This is a genomic window from Acinetobacter sp. ANC 4648 (assembly GCF_002135345.1).
In the GTDB taxonomy this organism is placed as follows: domain Bacteria; phylum Pseudomonadota; class Gammaproteobacteria; order Pseudomonadales; family Moraxellaceae; genus Acinetobacter.
The window spans coordinates 1-16,239 of record NZ_NEGI01000012.1; the positions used below are offsets into that span (position 1 = coordinate 1).

Consider the following 16,239-nt stretch of genomic DNA (forward strand, 5'->3'; position numbering starts at 1 on the left):
AGCTAAACCTAGCACTGGAGGATCAAGAACCTATTAACGGGAAATATTATGGCAAAGGTGAGTAAAACTAAGGCTGAAAAAGCTAAGCCAAAATCAGCAGGTTTATTAACTGAAGTAGCAGTCGAAAATCTTGCATTTGCTATGGGGCGGTCAGCTGATATTGATGAGGTTTTAAAACAAGCAGGTGTTTCTCGTCAGCGTTTATCTGTTTTGTTGTTTGATGATGAAATTTCTCAAGCAATGGAGACACGCCTAGATGCAGTTTTAAATGCGCCATGGCGATTCATTGAAGATCAGGGTGAGCAGACTGTGTTCTTAAAGGAGTTGTTTACTCGCTGGCAGTTTGAGATTGTTTCTAGCGCTTGGGATGCATGTCCTTATGGCTATTCAGTGATGGAGATTAATTATAAAGTTGATGAAAATAACTATTTCACCATTGCTGAAATTGGAGCCAAGCCAATGGAATGGTTTGAGCCAAAATCGAATGGTAGTCTAATTTTTAGAAAGCCACAGTCTAGCGTCGAGATCGATGTATTTAAGACTTATCCATTAAAGTTTTTCTTAACCCGTCGCAAACCAACCTACAAGCAACCCTACGGGGATCCATTACTTTCAAAGCTCTATTGGGTGTGGTTTTTTAAGACCAATTCAACAAAGTTCTGGGTGAAATTTTTAGAGCGTTTTGGTTCACCATTGCTTTTAGGTAAATCCAAAGATACAGAGGAAATGACCAGAGCATTGTTAAGTGCACATGCTCAGTCCGTTATTGCTGTTGATCCAAGTGATGATGTGCAGACAGTAGGTACGAACTTTTCTGGAGCAGGTAGTACGGCTTTTGAGGCATTTGATTTAGTCATGACTAAACGTGTCCAGAAAGTCGTGTTAGGCCAGACATTAACATCAGGTAATGATGGTGGTGGTAGCCGTGCACTGGGTGAAGTACATGAAAATGTGCGAATGGATAAACGTAATTCTGATTTAAGAATGATCACACCAGTCGTTCAAGACATTATTAACGCAATATGCTTACTCAATGGCTTTGAAAAGCACACCATTATTCTGGGTGGTGAACAAGATCTAAATGTAAAAGTAGTTGAGCGTGATTTGAAGTTGAAAGACTTGGGTGTGCAGTTTAATGAAACCTACATTACTGAAACTTACGGTATTAAGCCTGAGCACTTTAAAGTTGAATCCACTGTTCTTGATCAATCTAAGCAATTCAGTGCATTACCAAAACGAGCATTTAGCTTTAAAGCAACCACCAATAAGCTTTCCGCTGCTCAGCAAGAAGTTGAAGAATTAACGGATGGTCAGGGTGAATTGCAATTATTGACAAATGAGCAAATCAAACAATTAACAGCTGAGTCAGAGACACCTGAAGCTTTGGCATTTAATTTGATGCAATTGTTACCTGGTGCAACGCAATCACAATTTACGGCTAATTTAGATCAGGCTTTATTTGCTGCTGATGTATTGGGATATATGACTTCAAGTAAAGGTGAGTAGTTATGCAGCCAGTTACGTTTCTTGAGGCTCTACAGTACGCGCATAGTAAGAAGATCGTTCTACCTGATGAATTCTACTCAATGGATCTTAAGACACGACAGATGGCAACCACGGTCAGTTTTCTATCAAGTCTTGAGCAGCTTGAAACCGTCATTAAAGCTGTAAATAAATCTATAGTTGATGGTGGGACGTTTAAAGAATTTCAAAAGCTCATTGCTGATTCTGAAATCATTTTACCAAAGCATTATTTGGATAATGTTTTTCGAACTAATATCCAAAATGCTTATGGTCATGGGCGGTGGCAACAACAGCAAAGAAATAAGGCTAAACGCCCGTATTTGATGTATTCGGCTATTAATGATAGTCGTGTACGCCCTGCACATTTGGCTTTGAATCGGATTGTCTTACCAATTGAGCATTCATTTTGGCTTACACACTACCCACCGTTGGGATTTCGTTGCCGATGTACCGTGATAGCTTTAACTGAAGCCCAAGCATTGAAATATGGTGTTACCCCTGAGGATCAATTACCTGAAGTTGCTGCTGAGTTGGATTGGAGTTCACATCCTTTGCAATTTGGTGAGTTGGAATCATTGGTTGATAAGAAGATTGGTGCTTCATCCTTAGATAAAGTGTATTTACTTGAACAGAAGCAAATCATTAAAGCTGAATGGACTGCATCCAAAAAGTTGACCAGTTTATTTGCTCCAATGAATGATAAGAGTCGGGATTTATTCAAAACGATTTCTGATACGGTCATTCCACTAGATCCAAAGATTAGACCTAGCGCTATTCGAACATTTTTAGATTATGTGCAGGGCAATGATTCAGCCTTAACTGGGTATTTAAATTCAGCGACAAGCTCGCTGGCTGATGATGTTTTGAAACGATGGCTCATTACCGATATGAAAGCTATTCAAGCCGTGGCAAGCAATACAACGTCAACAGTGATAGGTAATACTTCACTCGCTTTAGCTGCAACGCTTGAAGTTGGAAAATTGGTCACGTTGGATGCACCGTTATTGATGGCGGGTAGTGGTTCCAATATTGTGATTCAAATTGAAAATGCTAAAGGCTTGGGAATTGATCTTGAAAAGCTAAATGCAGGGCAAGGAGTATTGTTTCCGATAGGGTTGTCATTTGAGGTTATTTCTAAAGAAATGATTGATGGGAAAGTGGTTTATAAATTAAAGGCTTTGGTGATTTGATTCTGGGTTATATTAATTTATATATAACTTTATTGTGAGTTTCACTAATGCTAATTACACCTGCAACACCAAAAGGTTTCGCCTTGGTCTCAAAAGACTTAATTACAGTAATTATTTATTTCCATGTTCCATTTTTTACAGTTTTAGGTGGCTTTATTTTGTATATGAGCACACTTAGTGCTTCAGCTTTTACTGCTTTTCTTGCTTTTATGGGGCTTGGACTTGGGATGTGGTTTGGATTTGCAACTATGTTAGGAATTGCTGGAGCAATAGATTATTTATTTAAGAAATTGCTTGGATAAAAAGTATTTAATTAAGAACCGTCCGAAAGGGCGGTTTTTTTATGGAGCATGAAAATGCCAGATAAGGATAAAAAGCTTAATCAGTATTGCTTTCAACTTGGGCAACTGAGTGTTGATCAAGTTGAGGAAGGCAAAAAGAAACGAACATTCTCAGGAATTGCATATAGCGGTGAAGTAATTACTGATCATTGGTATTGGAAGCAGGTCATTTTTGACCTTGACTCTATGCAAATCAAAGGTCGTATTCCTGCATTGCTTGAACATAGTTCACGACAACGTGCTGGTGCGATTGAGTCACATGCAATTAGTCATGACCAAGGCTTAACAGTCACAGGTACTTTGCTTTCAAATGAGTTTGGAACACAAGTCGCTGTTGATTCTGACGATGGTTTTCCATGGCAAATGTCAGTACGTATTGAGCCTGCAAGTATTGATGAAATTCAGGCGGGTAACACTGTTCAGGTGAACGGTAAGTTATTGCATGGACCTATCACCGTTTTTCGTGGTGGTCGTATTCGAGAGGTTTCATTTTGTGCCTTAGGTGCAGATGAAAACACAATGGCTGTGGCAGCAAGCCACAATCCTACACAACCCAAAGAGGACACCAACGTGACCGAATTAGAGCAGGCTCAGGCCAAAATTAAGGAGCTAGAGACTAAAAACTCTGAGCTTGAAACTCAAAATAAACAGTTTGCTGCAGATAAACGTAATGCACAGATTGAAGTACTTGAAGGGGATCTGAACAAGAAATTTTCAGATGATGAAAAGAAACAGTTTGGCGCTCTACCTGATTCAGCCTTTGATTTGATGGCGGGCCAATTAAAGCAGTTCTCTACGACCAAACCAGTAGAGCAACAAACACCGCCTACCAATCCAGCATTGAACTATTTATTTAATCACCAAGCGGTTAATGGTGAAGGTGGTCAGCAAGGTGGTGGGAGTGCATTGGATCAAGCTTTCACTAAATTTGCAGCTGCACAGGAGTCTAAATAATGGGAACAATTACTCAAACCATTGTCTCCACTCAATTGGTGGTTGGTGATGGCCTACGCACTGAAAATGCAAAAGTTACTACTGCAACAGCTTATAAACGAGGGGATTTACTCTTTGTAGATACTGCAAATGTAGCAAAACACCCGACTGTAACTGCTGGTGTGGTTGAAGACTGGAATGCTATCGCGGTTTCGGATTTTACGGTTGAGCAATCGACCTATCATGCATTAAATAATCTTGAAATGCCGATTTACGTGCAAGGTGCATTTGATATTGATGTAGTAACAATTAAAGGTGCTGCATTAATTACAGCTCAGATTGATGCAGTACGTGCACAAGCATTAATCAATAAAATTGAACTACGTAAAGTAGTGGGGAATTAAAGAATGAGTCAGTCTTTTACATTTCAAAATGCACCGGTTGAGCTACTTGATGTACCTCAGTTGGTGTTACTAACCGATACTACGCAAAAGGTAGACACTTGGTTAACGGATCGCTTCTTTCCACAACGTGTTTCATACACTAAAAAAGAAGTACCTGTAGGTGAGTTAAATACAGCCACACCGCTTGCACCATTTGTCACACCGACAGCTGCAGGTCGTCAGATCAAAGTTGGTGAATCTGGTAACGTGAAATTCGTTAAACCAGCTTATTTAAAGCCAATGATGACGGTAATGCCAAGCGAAGTGCAGAATACAGCGCTGATTTCACAATTGCGTAAATTTGGAGTGATTGCCACAGGTTCAAATCGCTTATCAGATTCAGACTTGTTGTTGATTGATCAGTCGCAAAAAGCACTATATTTACGTCAGTCCATTGAAAACCGAAAATTACTGATTGCCCGTGATGTATTGCTTTACGGAAAAACGACTTTCGCTTCGGCGGATTTTCCGATGTATCAGGTGGATTACGAGCGTAATGCAGCATGTAATTTTACACCGTTGATCAAATGGGGGCAGGTTGGGGCAACTGCAGTTAAAGATATTCAAACCATGATTGATTTGTCTGTTGAATATGCAGGTACATCACCGATCATGGCTTTAACCACCTCTAAGGTGTACAACACACTGATTAAAGATCCTGAATTTAAAGAAAAGTTTATTGCACCGTACGCAGGAATTAGTGTGCCACTTACACCAACCTTCGATCAGTCTGATAAGCCGCAATTCCGTGGCACCATCGATAATATCGAAATTTGGACTTATGATGCGAAGCACAACATGGGTGGTAGTGTTGAGCGTTTTATTCCAGAAGATTTCTTTGGTCTTATCTCCGATGCAAATGGCTGGATCGCACACTGCGCACTGCAAAACGTTGAAGCTTTTGGTCAAGCCTTGGAGTTCTATTTGAGCCAATGGCAAGAGAAAAACCCTTCGAGCATTCAAATGCTTGCTGAGTCGTCACCGCTTGCTATTCCGAATAATAAAAACGGTCTAGTCGGTGGCCGTGGTTTCGTTTAAGGAGAACAACATGCCAAAGTACATTGTAAAACAAAGTATCGGTCGCTATCGACCAGGCGAAGAAATCAAAGGGCTTGAAGCTAAACAACTTCAAGCCCTTTTAGCATCTGACGCTATTGAAGAATACCAAGAGCCTGAAGTAATTCAGGGTAACGCGTCATCAGATCATATCGCTGAATTGGAAAAGGCCAATGCGGATCTAGCCCAGCTCAATTCAGATATTAAAGTGGAAAAAGAAAAGGCTGAGCAATCAGTAATTGATTTGACTGCTAAGAATGCTGAATTGGAAAAGGCTTTATTTGATGCTCAGGCTACTTTGAAAAAATCTCTAGCAGATGCCAAGAAAGCAACCCCTCCAACTGAAAAGTAGGTGATCTATGTATGCGACTGAAGAAGATTTAGTTGCACGATTTGGGGCTTCAATTGAGAATCTGAAATTGATGTATGAAGATGCAGCAAAAGGAACTCAAGCAATTAATGATGCAATTCAGGATGCAATGGAAGAAATTAACGGCCATATCGGTGGACGTTACCCTTTACCATTGCCTAATGTGCCTAGCAATTTAAAGCGTATGGCGTGTGATATTGCACGCTACCGCCTTCATTTTGAACAGCCTACAGAGGAAGTCCGAAAGCGTTATGAGGATGCCATTGCATTCTTAAAGCGCGTTGCTGACAACAAGGCACATCTGCAAATCCAAGAAGCCGCAACAAATGAAATCGTGGATGACAAACCCAAAAATAAGCCTGAAACCCTCCCGATTGGTACGTCTTATACGGGTGGTGTGTTTGGCGATAGCACCTTGAATAAGATGCCGACCATGTGAGGTGCATATGAGTGGTGTAGCAATTTCAATCGATGTGGATGGTGATTCACCCATTCTTACTATTCTTAAAAACCTTGCAGATTTTGAGCAACATAAGAGCGAACTCTTCAATGACATTGGCAACATTGTAACTGAAGGTATTCGAAATCGCTGGACGGGTGGCGAGGGCTTAGAGGGTAAGTGGCCTTTATCTGTACGTGTAATGCGTCAAGGTGGTACCACCTTGCGAGACACATCAAGATTGATGAACTCTATTACCCATAACGTTCTTGCTGATGGCGTAGAAATTGGTACCGATGTTGTGTATGGAGCAATTCATCACCTTGGCGGCAAGGTCAAACACGAAGCGCGAATCCATAAAACATTCTTTCGTCAAAACATGCGCACTGGTGAAGTTGGGAATCGATTTGTTAAACGTGGTCGATCTAACTTCATGCAGGAAACTATGGGGAAAGGTTATACGGTCAATATGCCACGACGACCTTGGCTCGGTATCACTGTGGATGAGGAGCAAAGCATTTTGAACTCTATTGAAGGGGTGATATTTGATGAGTAATTTTTTTGCTGTTCGTGCAGAAATTGCTAAAAAACTGGAAGAAATATCTGAGTTTAAAAAGATTTATACCCCGATCAATATCGGTGGAATTTCTGAATTATCTCAGGTTACGCCTAGTGCTCATGTGAACTATTTACGTATCAGGAAAGCGGATGAAGCGGGTCGAGGAAGCTTGAATCAACTGAAACAAGAATGGGATGTCACGATTGTAGAGCGGCACGCAGCATCTCAACTGTCTGATGGATCAAAGGCAATTGATAAGGCTGGTGAATTAGTTGCTCAAGTCATTCCACTCTTAAGCGGATGGCAGCCTGACTCAAGTGCCCGTCCACTTTCACTGGTACGGATTAGTGAAGATTTTTCACCTACTTGCGTCTATATCACATTGGTTTTTGAATCATCATTATTTATTTAGGAGCCATTTATGGCAAAGCAATACATGGCATTAAAGACAGTTGGCCGCTTTAAGAGTGGCGATATCGTCGGTAGTTTGACTGAAGCTCAAATTACACAGTTATTGGTTGGTGGTGTAATTAAAGAAGTGGAGCAAGCTTCTGAACCTAAGCCAGTCGTACCAACCAAAATCACCAAGGAGGTTAAAGCGGATGTCTAAACAATATATTTCGTTGCAAGGTAAATTCTATTTAGCAGAAATTACCAATGGTATCGCAGCCGCAATGCGCCATATTGGTAACGTACCTGAGTTTGAATTAGAAATTGGTGCTGATGTATTGGAGCATCAAGAAAGTACCAGTGGACAACGTACTACTGATTTTCTGATGGTGAAAACCACTTCCGTAAAATTCAAGGGCCAGTTAGAAGAAGTTAATCCTGAAAATCTTGAATACATTTTATCAGGCATGAAAAGTGAAGTTGCTACCAAGACGGTGACTGATGAATCGCTTGGTACGGTTAAAGACGGTGAAGAAATTCAGTTGGATGGTTATAACCTTACAGCCGTTACTTTCAAGGCTGGTGCGACTACCGTAGATCCTGATAAGTATATCGTCGATAAAGTCTTTGGTACTGTGATTTTTAAGGATGTTACAGGTTTGACTGATCCTATTTTAGTTTCCTATACCACGGGTGCTGTAACACATACCACTTTGGCGAGTAACTTCGATAAAGAGTATGAATTATTCTTTAAAGGGGTAAATACTGCCAATGGAGACAGTATGGCAGTTCGTTTATGGCGTACTAAAAAGTCACCAGAAACTACTTTTCCGTTGATTCATGAAGACTTGGGTAAGTATGAAATATCAGGTCAGGCTTTATCAGATGTGAGTAAAGGTACCGATGCAACACTCGGTCTATATGGTCATGTGGTAACGATTCCAAAAGTAGTATAAAACCAAGCAGGCACAGGATGGCGCAAAAGCGTCTTTTTTTGTGCCTGCATTTTAGGATTTCATCATGAATGATTTTTTTCTAGCATCAAATAGAACCTTAACAAATCAGCTTGGTATCACTGTTAGTCAAGTTACGGTCAAAGATTTGGATCACTGGTCCAATCAGGCTGAACCGATACGAAAAGCGCTAAAGAAAAATTATTCAGATGAGAGTCTGGAAGCAGCTATCCAACTGCATAAATTACAAGGTTTATTATTATGCGAATTGGTCATCGATCGAGATTTGGATTTTCTAACGAATCTTATTTCTCAAGATGCTGATCAATTTATCTCGTTGTTTAAAGATGTTGTTCAAGTTAATAAAGCTTATTTTGATCAAGAAGAAGATTCCAAAAAGAGGAAGGTGGATAAATCAGAGTCTACATGGTTTGACTCATTCCAATTCTTGATTAGCAAAGGGCACATTCATTCCGAGATTATGAATTATACCTTTGGGGCTTATATTGAGTATTTGAAAGCAGCTCAACGTAATGACCGAAATAGCCTTTTGAGCATGGGGAATACTGTTCGAGTTGCTTATCATGCTGATAAGAATGGGTTTGAGAAATTTGCTAATGATTTGAAAAATAGAGATTCACGTTGATCAATATGTAACATTTAGATATCCTGATCACAAAATAACGAAGTGATTCTAAATGAAAAGTATTATTTTAGGCTTAGCCCTTATATTTAGCTGTGTAACAGCATTTGCAGCAACCGAAGCTAGAAGTATGCGCTCACCATCTGGAGTGATTGTTGGTTTAGGTGATTCGCATCAGACAGTTACGAGAGCCTTTGAAGGAGATCGACCGATTTCAGTAAATCGATATTTTCTTGATGAGGGTCGAACCTATGGCTCTGCCGTGGACTACGTATATCAAGTCAATAATTCGATTTATACAATTACTGTGCTGCGTAACAATGTTTATAGAATTGTGTGGGAGCGTAGATGATGGGGGTTAAGTATTGCAAAGCATGTAAAAAACCAATGAAAAGCACTGAAACTCATTGTCGGACTTGTGGTGCTGAATATAAGAATAGCCCGGTGATATTGATAGTAATTTTATTAATCCTAATTGGTTTATGTGTTTTTACTTGGAGTAAATATCACTCAAATAAGGTTGAGTTGGAAAATCAGGCTCAATACGAAAAAAATAAACAAATCGATGAGGCTAAATTAGATTTGCAAGAAAAAGGCATAAGCCCTGATGTTGCTCAAAAGGTAGCTGAGATTAAGTCAAATGAAACCAAAACATTTAGCGAAGTACATTTAAAAGAATTTGAAAATATACTCTCAGAATGGAGTGATGCTGAGAGGGTTGCTGGATCGACTAGCCGCATTTCATTAGCTCAGCCCGTGTCTAGACTTCAAGAAATTAAGCGTAAAGCTGATAGCTTGAAATATTCAGGGTGTTTAGAGGCCTCACGCTTACTCTACTTAACAGCAATGAATAGCCATATAGATGGTTATTTGGAGTTTATGAAAGGGAAAGAGAGTGAGCTTGCTGCTCAATTGAAGTTTATTGACTACGCGAAGCAATTGGAGCAGGCTGAAAATGAATTTAAAAAATGTCAGGTGCATGATGAAAAATAAGATTAATTTATTATTAACCTCATGTTTATTTGTTTTTGGGGTGCAGCAGATATCTGCCAAAGAAATTTATACATGTACTACGAATGGTAAAACTGTTTACCAAGGAAAACCTTGTGCTGGCAGCAAAGAGTTAACAGACAAAGTTCAAAAAGCTCAAAACCAAGAAAAAAGTAGACAAGCCGCCCTTGAAAGAGAAAGTGCAGAAAGAGCAGCTAGAAAAGAGCCTAAAATTGGTATGATTAAAACTGAAGCAGAAAAATCTACTTGGGGTTATCCAGATAAGATTAATACAACAACCACTGCATCTGGCGTTAATGAGCAATGGGTTTATAAATGGGGTAAATACCAAAGTAGGTATCTTTATTTTAAAAACAATATCTTAACCACAATACAGAATTAATTAAACGCGCCAAAAGGCGCACCCAATCACTCCCACATAAACCAAACCCTAAGTTAAATTACTTAGGGTTTTTTATTGCCTAAAATTCAGAGGTCATCATGTCTGGTAAAAATTTAACGTTTAAATTGGTGATGGACGCTGACACCAAAAACTATGTCACAAACACCAAGCAAGCTGAAGAAGTTACCAAAAAAGTATTTGATACAATCAGAAGTGAAGCTGAAAAAGTACGAGTTGTTGAACTGGTTAAAGATCTGCATGATGCAACAGAAGCCATTTCAAGTTTAGGTGATAAAAGCAGTATAAGTGCTCAACAGATCCGTGATATGTCGATGCTTAGTCAGCAACTGATTATGGCATTAAAAAATGAATTAGTCCGCGCACAGGCCGAATTAGTAAAGCTCTCTCAAACAAAGGCATCGCCAGAAGATATTCAAAATGCCATAAACCGCGTGACGGATTTAAAAAATAATATTGTTGAGGTTGAGGCAGCATTTGGCGTTTATGAAACAACAGCAATTCATGCAATGTCTGGTGTGGATAAAGCCGCAACTAAAACAATTTCAGAAGTCCAAAAATTTACAAACGTTGATCTTACTAACATTATTACTGAAGCTCAAAATGCATCCAGAGCAATTGATAGTATGGGGGATGGGGCTGTTGTTTCAGCAACTGAAGTAGAACGAATCGGATCACTAGGCGCAACAGCAATTGAATCATTAGAGCGAGAATTATCACTTGCCGTTAGTCAATTAAAAGCCTTAAGCCAAAGCACTGATGCAGTATCTTTAGAAGAATTTAATGCAGCCACTGCAAAAGTAAATGGGTTGGAGGATGCATTAAATTTAACCAAAACAAGTTTTACTGATTTTCATACCAAAGCAACAAACGCGATGGGTGGTGTTAGCAGCAGTATTGATAAAGCATCAGATAGCGCTAAACAAGCTGGACACGAAATATATTCGGCCCTAGGAGTAAAACCCCCAACAGTAATTAATGATGCTATTGCCAATCTGAGTAAACAACTCGAAGATTTCAAGGCAAATAGCAAAATGCCTGCCGAAGAAGTAGCGCGAGTTACCAGACTGACAGAGCAGGAAATTGCACGATTAAAAACCGAACTAAGTGGTGTAGAGACATCTAGCAACAAAGCCAATCTGGGCATGGGTACGCTAACTAGTGGAATCAACACCACTAAGTTTGCTGTAACTGCATTAGTTGGGGCAATGGCAACACTTGGCATAGGTCTGGGTATAAGAGAGCTTGCTCAAGCAGCAGATTCATACACCAACCTTTCAGCTCGAATCAATATAGCAACCAAAGAAGGCGGAAACTTTAGTTCTGCAATGGCGGGTGTACATCAAGTCGCTTTGGTGACGAATAGTAGTCTGGATGCCACAGGTAGCTTATTTACCCGGTTAAATACTGTTGGCAAAGAGATTGGGATCTCACAGCAACAAGTATTGAACTTAACCAAAGCGGTAACACAAGCAATTCAAGTTGGTGGAGGTTCAGCACAGGCAAGTGAAGCAGCAGTTCAGCAATTTATTCAAGCTATGCAGGGTGGGGTTCTTCGAGGGGAAGAATTTAACTCTATTATGGAAAATGGTTATGGCTTAGCTGAAGCGTTAGCAAAGGGCTTAGGTGTTACCACTGGTGAACTGCGTAAAATGGCTGAAAATGGTGAGCTTTCATCAGAGCGAGTGATCAAAGCAGTTCAAAGCCAAGCGGATAGTATTCAAAAAACTTACGATCAGTTTCCACTCACCATTAGCAACGCCTTACAAAAGATCGCAACATCTTGGCAGATCTTAATTGGTGAGATGGATCAGGCAAAAGGGGCTTCTGCTACAGCAGCTCAAGCACTCTCAGTCATTGCTGATAATCTTGGAATAATAAAAGTATTTTTTGATGATGTGGGAGAGGGATTTGCATGGTTTGGAAATAAGCTTGCTGAAATAGATCCATCCACCCTTGAGACAATTAAAACTACACTTTCAGAAGTTTATGCCACGATCAAAACTTTAATTATAAGTTTTGCTGAAATGGGTGAAACCGTTTTTAGTGCATTTACATCAGCACTTGATGCGATGTCACCTCTCTTTAGTACTTTGCTTAGTGGTGGTGAGGATGTAGGTGGTTTTAATACACTTCTAAATGCATTACGCATAGGGCTTGGTTTAGTTTCTGATGCAGCAACTGGAGTCAATATTGCTTTAAAGTTGGTATTAGCATCACTTCAGTTTGTTTCGGCAGGGGTATATGCACTAAGCTCGGCTGTATTAGGCTTCCTAGGTTTTGATGATTTAGCTGCACAAGCTCAAAATGTTTCAGATCGATTGTTTGCACAGGCTGAAAAAAATGCGACTGAAGCAAAACGAATAGCCCTTGAGAGTAAATCCGCTACACAAGCTGCAATTGCCGATATACGTAAGACTGAGGAGGAAAAGAATCAGGAACGTATTGTTGATAATCAAAAAACGATTGATGAGTTGGTGCGGCAAGAACAAGCACATGCTGCAGCTTATAAGGCGATTAGCGACGAGCGAATCAAGCTAAATCAACAGTTATCCGATGCGCGTGCTACTGGCAATCAGGCTGCTATTGATATTGCTGTTAAGGGTCTTGCTGAATTAGATGCAAAGGAAAAAGCATTTCAGGCAGAAAGTCAGAAAATTACCGAGGCTAAGATTACAGCTGCACAGGCAGTTGCTAATGCCATGATCGCATCGGCAGATGCAGCTGGTATTGCACAGCTTAAGGTGCTTAATGCGCAATTAGCAGCTCAAGGTTTAAAGGCTGAATTTGATACAACTGGTCAAGTTATTGTAAAAGCCATGGGTGATGGGGCTGTTGCGATAGGAGTTACAGCCAATGCGGCAGATAAGGCGCGTATAGCAGCATCCGCGCTTGGGATAGACTTAGATGTTGCCTTAAATCGGGTTTCTAAAAAGTTTGCTTCTGACAAATCAAGCCTGAATGACTATGCAAATGGTCTTGAAACAATGGGGGTTACTGGTAAAAAAGCAGCAGACATCACCTATGAAGCATGGCTTAAATGGCTAGCAACAGCTAAAAACCAAGCAGAAATTGATTTCGCAAAATCCAAGTTAAAAGAATTTGGTGATCAAGGGAGAGTATCAACCTCTCAAGTTGAGCAAGGCTTGTTTGCAATTAAGTTGCAGGCCCAAAAACTTCCAGATGATATTGATCCAGTTACTGCAGCATTTAAGCGCCTCGGGGTTGAAACAAAAGAAAACCTTAAGCTTGCAGCACAACAAGCCTTGATGGATTTTATTTCAATTAGAGATAGTGGAAAAGCCACAGCCGAAGGTGTTCAGAAGGCATACGAAAGCATGACCCAAAAGGTTGCGGCTTCTGGTGATGTGGGTGTGATAGCTGCGGCAAATGTAGCGGGAGCAAATCGAGATTTAAGAATTGAAGTCGACTCAACAGGCAAAGCAACCGTAAAATCAGGCAGCGATATGGAAACCTCCATGCACCGCGTCCGCGATGCAGCATATGGTGCTCGTCAAGGTTTCCGTGATCTTGGTCAAACTGCCCGTGAAGAAGCCAAATCATCCACTGAGGCGTGGAATGATGCCATGAAGGCTATGACTGGCAAAATGCATGAAACAGTTAAAGGTGAAAAAACCCGCTTAGCTTTCACTGAGAGCGAAGTGGCTCAACAACTGAAAGACATGGGTTATGACAATAAGAGAGCTACTGCGAAAGCAAAAGAAATTATCGAAAACTCCAAGTCTGGTGATGGTTATAAAAATGCTTCTTCTACTTGGTTGGCTAAGAATGGTTTGGATGTGGTGGGTTCATTCGCTGGTGGTGGTGGTGGCACTTCAAATGCCAACTATATCCGTGAGCAATTAGAACAGTATAGCCAGTATGCGAATGTGAGAAGCGGAGAGGTGGGGCCTGTATCTACCCGTCGACTTGAAATCACCAATGGTAGTCAAACAGCATCACTTTCGGGTTCTGGCAATGATGTCGATGTAATGGAAAAAATGTTGAGTGAATTTGAAATGCTGAAAAAGGGGATGTAATGAAGATCATCCGTATAACGACTTCCGAAGCCGTCCAATTAAGCGACGGCTTTTTATGGTCTGATGAATTTGAATGGAATCAGATTGAACAAAAGCAGGATCGTGCAGTAGATGGCAGTCTGATCATTCAAGAGGGTAGGAAGAAGTCTGGTCGCCCCCTCACTTTAACTGCAGATAAAAATATGGCGTGGCTTAAACGGCATATTGTTAGTAGTTTAAAAGATTGGTCACTTCTGCAAGAGCAGTTCACGCTGCAGTTTGATTACTTTCATGACAAACGCTCATTTAATGTGATTTTCAATCATCAAGACAAGGCCATTGAAGCACAACCGGTACTTGAACATCCGACCGTTTCTGAAGATGACCTATACAACGTGACATTGCGATTTTTGGAGATAAGTGATGCCGATTGAACCAAAGAATCTGGTGATCTACAAACCTGAGCGTTTAACCGATACCGATGATGGTGGGGGTAAATATTCAGGTCAAGTTATTGTTGATGGGCAGAGTAATAATCTTTTTGATGACATTTCAGAGTTAGATCGAACCATGGGTGATGTCTCCATGCGCAAGATTTTTCCTGCAGTGAACACGGCAGATACCGATAAGTTGATGGGTGCTACAGTTTTTATTTCACAAAATCCTAAAGATCCGAATGTCTCTGCTTTGTTATTTAGTACTAAATCTTGGACAGATGAGCGTAAAGCTGCCCAAAACCGTGTTGAGAATTACTTGGCTAAAGGTGCTCAAGCAGTCGGTTCATTGCTAGATGCAGCTTATACCGGTATGAAGTCCATTCAAGTTGCCATGGATAAGTCGGAAACTGAAAATAGCGTAGGCGATACCTTGGTGCTGGTGGTGAATGAAGCTACCGTCAATGAAACCTCACAATTTGTAAGATTAACTGCCGTTGAAACTCGTATTGGAACGGTACGAGTCAACAATACTAATGTTGAGTACAAGATTGCGACCTACTCATTTAATGATGCGCTCAGTCGAGATTTTATCGGTATTTCCGCACTGCAGTGGTACAACAATGCTAAACCCTCCACCTTGATTAGAGAAACTATCGTTGCGGATAGTGGTCGTTACTATGCCAGTACAGATTTGGTTGAAGATGTGAGTGTGGGGAGCTTTACCGTGAATGCCGCGAGTATTTTTTCACAATTGATTCCATCCTCTCAAGTTGAAACGCCGTTACTTGACCTTAATGCGGTCAGTGAAAATACCGCCTTAATTGCTGGTCATCACAGCAATATCACGGTGCAGTACTCCACCAATGTAAATACGGCTCAAAGCTTACACCTCGGCTCAAGTGTGATGCCGGGTAGCGTATTGTTTACCTTATTTAGTCAAGCCATTACCGATATGGGTGGAACCTTAAAAACGAGTGCTGGTGTACAGGTGGGAACAATTGACTATCAGACAGGTCACATCGTTTGGAGTAATGCCATTGGTTCGGGCAATCAGGTTTTAAATATTACATTTACCCCAGCAGTTGCACCGACACAGCCGTTTGAATCTTATGCTTTACCTGTCACGCAGAATAATCAGGGAACTAATTGGACTGGTGTATTACTGCCAATTCCTGCACCTGGTGCTTTGTCTATTTCTTATATGTCGCAAGGCAAGTTTTATGTAGTGAAAGACAATGGTACGGGACGCTTGGTTGGTGCGAGTAATTCAGTTGGTAGTGGCACAGTCAACTATCAAACAGGGTCATGGTTATTGACTACAGGTGCATTGCCTGATGTGGGTACACCGATTCTATTGCAGTGGGGTTCACCGATCACCACTTTTGCACGAGCTGATTTAGCTGTACTTCCTGCAGCAATTGAATTTGATCTAAATCAACAAGGAATCAAGTCAGGCAGTGTGATTGCTAAATGGATGTTAGAAGGTGTCGAAAAGACTGCGATGAGTAATGCGCAAGGTCAATTTTCAGGG

General features: G+C 40.7%; 19 protein-coding genes. All 19 read left to right on the top strand.

The annotated features are described in order from the left end of the window. Nucleotides 1–48: 48 nt before the first annotated feature. A complete protein-coding gene (locus B9T27_RS14490; protein ID WP_086207517.1) occupies nucleotides 49–1,506 on the top strand; it encodes a phage portal protein family protein in 1,458 nt (485 codons plus the stop codon). Between the two features lie 2 nt (nucleotides 1,507–1,508). Further along, the gene (locus B9T27_RS14495) at nucleotides 1,509–2,714 is read left to right on the top strand and encodes a phage minor head protein (protein WP_086207518.1); all 1,206 of its coding nucleotides are present in this window, start codon (nucleotides 1,509–1,511) and stop codon (nucleotides 2,712–2,714) included. Between the two features lie 47 nt (nucleotides 2,715–2,761). Then, complete coding sequence (locus B9T27_RS14500) at nucleotides 2,762–3,016, top strand: hypothetical protein (RefSeq protein ID WP_086207519.1); 255 nt, start codon at nucleotides 2,762–2,764, stop codon at nucleotides 3,014–3,016. Nucleotides 3,017–3,070: 54 nt separating this feature from the next. Further along, on the top strand, nucleotides 3,071–4,009 hold the full coding sequence (locus B9T27_RS14505; protein WP_086207520.1) for a hypothetical protein: 939 nt from the start codon (nucleotides 3,071–3,073) through the stop codon (nucleotides 4,007–4,009). Continuing rightward, nucleotides 4,009–4,392 carry a hypothetical protein gene (locus tag B9T27_RS14510; protein ID WP_228146230.1) on the top strand — a complete coding sequence of 128 codons (384 nt, stop codon included), beginning with the start codon at nucleotides 4,009–4,011 and terminating at the stop codon, nucleotides 4,390–4,392. The genes B9T27_RS14505 and B9T27_RS14510 overlap by 1 nt, the downstream gene beginning before the upstream one ends. A gap of 3 nt (nucleotides 4,393–4,395) precedes the next feature. Beyond that, nucleotides 4,396–5,469, top strand: a complete 1,074-nt coding sequence (locus tag B9T27_RS14515) for a major capsid protein (RefSeq protein WP_086207522.1) — start codon at nucleotides 4,396–4,398, stop codon at nucleotides 5,467–5,469. Between the two features lie 10 nt (nucleotides 5,470–5,479). After that, nucleotides 5,480–5,839, top strand: a complete 360-nt coding sequence (locus tag B9T27_RS14520; RefSeq protein WP_086207523.1) for a hypothetical protein — start codon at nucleotides 5,480–5,482, stop codon at nucleotides 5,837–5,839. Between the two features lie 7 nt (nucleotides 5,840–5,846). Beyond that, nucleotides 5,847–6,296 carry a gp436 family protein gene (locus B9T27_RS14525; RefSeq protein ID WP_086207524.1) on the top strand — a complete coding sequence of 150 codons (450 nt, stop codon included), beginning with the start codon at nucleotides 5,847–5,849 and terminating at the stop codon, nucleotides 6,294–6,296. Between the two features lie 7 nt (nucleotides 6,297–6,303). After that, a complete protein-coding gene (locus B9T27_RS14530) occupies nucleotides 6,304–6,852 on the top strand; it encodes a phage virion morphogenesis protein (RefSeq protein WP_086207525.1) in 549 nt (182 codons plus the stop codon). Beyond that, a complete protein-coding gene (locus B9T27_RS14535; protein ID WP_086207526.1) occupies nucleotides 6,845–7,267 on the top strand; it encodes a hypothetical protein in 423 nt (140 codons plus the stop codon). Before B9T27_RS14530 ends, B9T27_RS14535 begins: the two co-directional genes overlap by 8 nt. A gap of 9 nt (nucleotides 7,268–7,276) precedes the next feature. Beyond that, nucleotides 7,277–7,465, top strand: a complete 189-nt coding sequence (locus B9T27_RS14540; protein WP_086207527.1) for a hypothetical protein — start codon at nucleotides 7,277–7,279, stop codon at nucleotides 7,463–7,465. After that, nucleotides 7,458–8,201, top strand: coding sequence for a hypothetical protein (locus B9T27_RS14545; protein WP_086207528.1), 744 nt, complete (start codon nucleotides 7,458–7,460; stop codon nucleotides 8,199–8,201). The genes B9T27_RS14540 and B9T27_RS14545 overlap by 8 nt, the downstream gene beginning before the upstream one ends. A gap of 64 nt (nucleotides 8,202–8,265) precedes the next feature. Further along, a complete protein-coding gene (locus tag B9T27_RS14550; protein ID WP_086207529.1) occupies nucleotides 8,266–8,844 on the top strand; it encodes a hypothetical protein in 579 nt (192 codons plus the stop codon). A 52-nt stretch (nucleotides 8,845–8,896) separates the two neighbouring features. Continuing rightward, on the top strand, nucleotides 8,897–9,193 hold the full coding sequence (locus B9T27_RS14555) for a hypothetical protein (protein WP_086207530.1): 297 nt from the start codon (nucleotides 8,897–8,899) through the stop codon (nucleotides 9,191–9,193). Further along, nucleotides 9,190–9,834: a hypothetical protein gene (locus B9T27_RS14560; protein ID WP_228146231.1), complete on the top strand. Its 645-nt coding sequence runs from the start codon at nucleotides 9,190–9,192 to the stop codon at nucleotides 9,832–9,834. Before B9T27_RS14555 ends, B9T27_RS14560 begins: the two co-directional genes overlap by 4 nt. Next, nucleotides 9,824–10,234 (top strand): hypothetical protein, encoded by a 411-nt coding sequence (locus tag B9T27_RS14565; protein WP_228146232.1) that lies wholly within the window; start codon nucleotides 9,824–9,826, stop codon nucleotides 10,232–10,234. Before B9T27_RS14560 ends, B9T27_RS14565 begins: the two co-directional genes overlap by 11 nt. A gap of 98 nt (nucleotides 10,235–10,332) precedes the next feature. Further along, complete coding sequence (locus B9T27_RS14570) at nucleotides 10,333–14,292, top strand: tape measure protein (RefSeq protein ID WP_086207531.1); 3,960 nt, start codon at nucleotides 10,333–10,335, stop codon at nucleotides 14,290–14,292. Beyond that, entirely contained in the window at nucleotides 14,292–14,705 is a 414-nt protein-coding gene (locus B9T27_RS14575; RefSeq protein ID WP_086207532.1) for a hypothetical protein, read from the top strand. The genes B9T27_RS14570 and B9T27_RS14575 overlap by 1 nt, the downstream gene beginning before the upstream one ends. Then, nucleotides 14,695–16,239 (top strand): hypothetical protein (locus B9T27_RS14580; protein WP_086207533.1); only part of this gene is annotated, 1,545 nt, incomplete at its 3' end. The genes B9T27_RS14575 and B9T27_RS14580, both read left to right, overlap by 11 nt.

Coding starts and splice junctions, on each gene's coding strand:
- B9T27_RS14545 (WP_086207528.1), top strand. CDS start 7,458: ATGTCTAAACAATATATTTCGTTGCAAGGTAAATTCTATTTAGCAGAA.
- B9T27_RS14510 (WP_228146230.1), top strand. CDS start 4,009: ATGGGAACAATTACTCAAACCATTGTCTCCACTCAATTGGTGGTTGGT.
- B9T27_RS14520 (WP_086207523.1), top strand. CDS start 5,480: ATGCCAAAGTACATTGTAAAACAAAGTATCGGTCGCTATCGACCAGGC.
- B9T27_RS14530 (WP_086207525.1), top strand. CDS start 6,304: ATGAGTGGTGTAGCAATTTCAATCGATGTGGATGGTGATTCACCCATT.
- B9T27_RS14525 (WP_086207524.1), top strand. CDS start 5,847: ATGTATGCGACTGAAGAAGATTTAGTTGCACGATTTGGGGCTTCAATT.
- B9T27_RS14500 (WP_086207519.1), top strand. CDS start 2,762: ATGCTAATTACACCTGCAACACCAAAAGGTTTCGCCTTGGTCTCAAAA.
- B9T27_RS14550 (WP_086207529.1), top strand. CDS start 8,266: ATGAATGATTTTTTTCTAGCATCAAATAGAACCTTAACAAATCAGCTT.
- B9T27_RS14515 (WP_086207522.1), top strand. CDS start 4,396: ATGAGTCAGTCTTTTACATTTCAAAATGCACCGGTTGAGCTACTTGAT.
- B9T27_RS14575 (WP_086207532.1), top strand. CDS start 14,292: ATGAAGATCATCCGTATAACGACTTCCGAAGCCGTCCAATTAAGCGAC.
- B9T27_RS14555 (WP_086207530.1), top strand. CDS start 8,897: ATGAAAAGTATTATTTTAGGCTTAGCCCTTATATTTAGCTGTGTAACA.
- B9T27_RS14560 (WP_228146231.1), top strand. CDS start 9,190: ATGATGGGGGTTAAGTATTGCAAAGCATGTAAAAAACCAATGAAAAGC.
- B9T27_RS14565 (WP_228146232.1), top strand. CDS start 9,824: ATGAAAAATAAGATTAATTTATTATTAACCTCATGTTTATTTGTTTTT.
- B9T27_RS14495 (WP_086207518.1), top strand. CDS start 1,509: ATGCAGCCAGTTACGTTTCTTGAGGCTCTACAGTACGCGCATAGTAAG.
- B9T27_RS14505 (WP_086207520.1), top strand. CDS start 3,071: ATGCCAGATAAGGATAAAAAGCTTAATCAGTATTGCTTTCAACTTGGG.
- B9T27_RS14540 (WP_086207527.1), top strand. CDS start 7,277: ATGGCAAAGCAATACATGGCATTAAAGACAGTTGGCCGCTTTAAGAGT.
- B9T27_RS14490 (WP_086207517.1), top strand. CDS start 49: ATGGCAAAGGTGAGTAAAACTAAGGCTGAAAAAGCTAAGCCAAAATCA.
- B9T27_RS14535 (WP_086207526.1), top strand. CDS start 6,845: ATGAGTAATTTTTTTGCTGTTCGTGCAGAAATTGCTAAAAAACTGGAA.
- B9T27_RS14570 (WP_086207531.1), top strand. CDS start 10,333: ATGTCTGGTAAAAATTTAACGTTTAAATTGGTGATGGACGCTGACACC.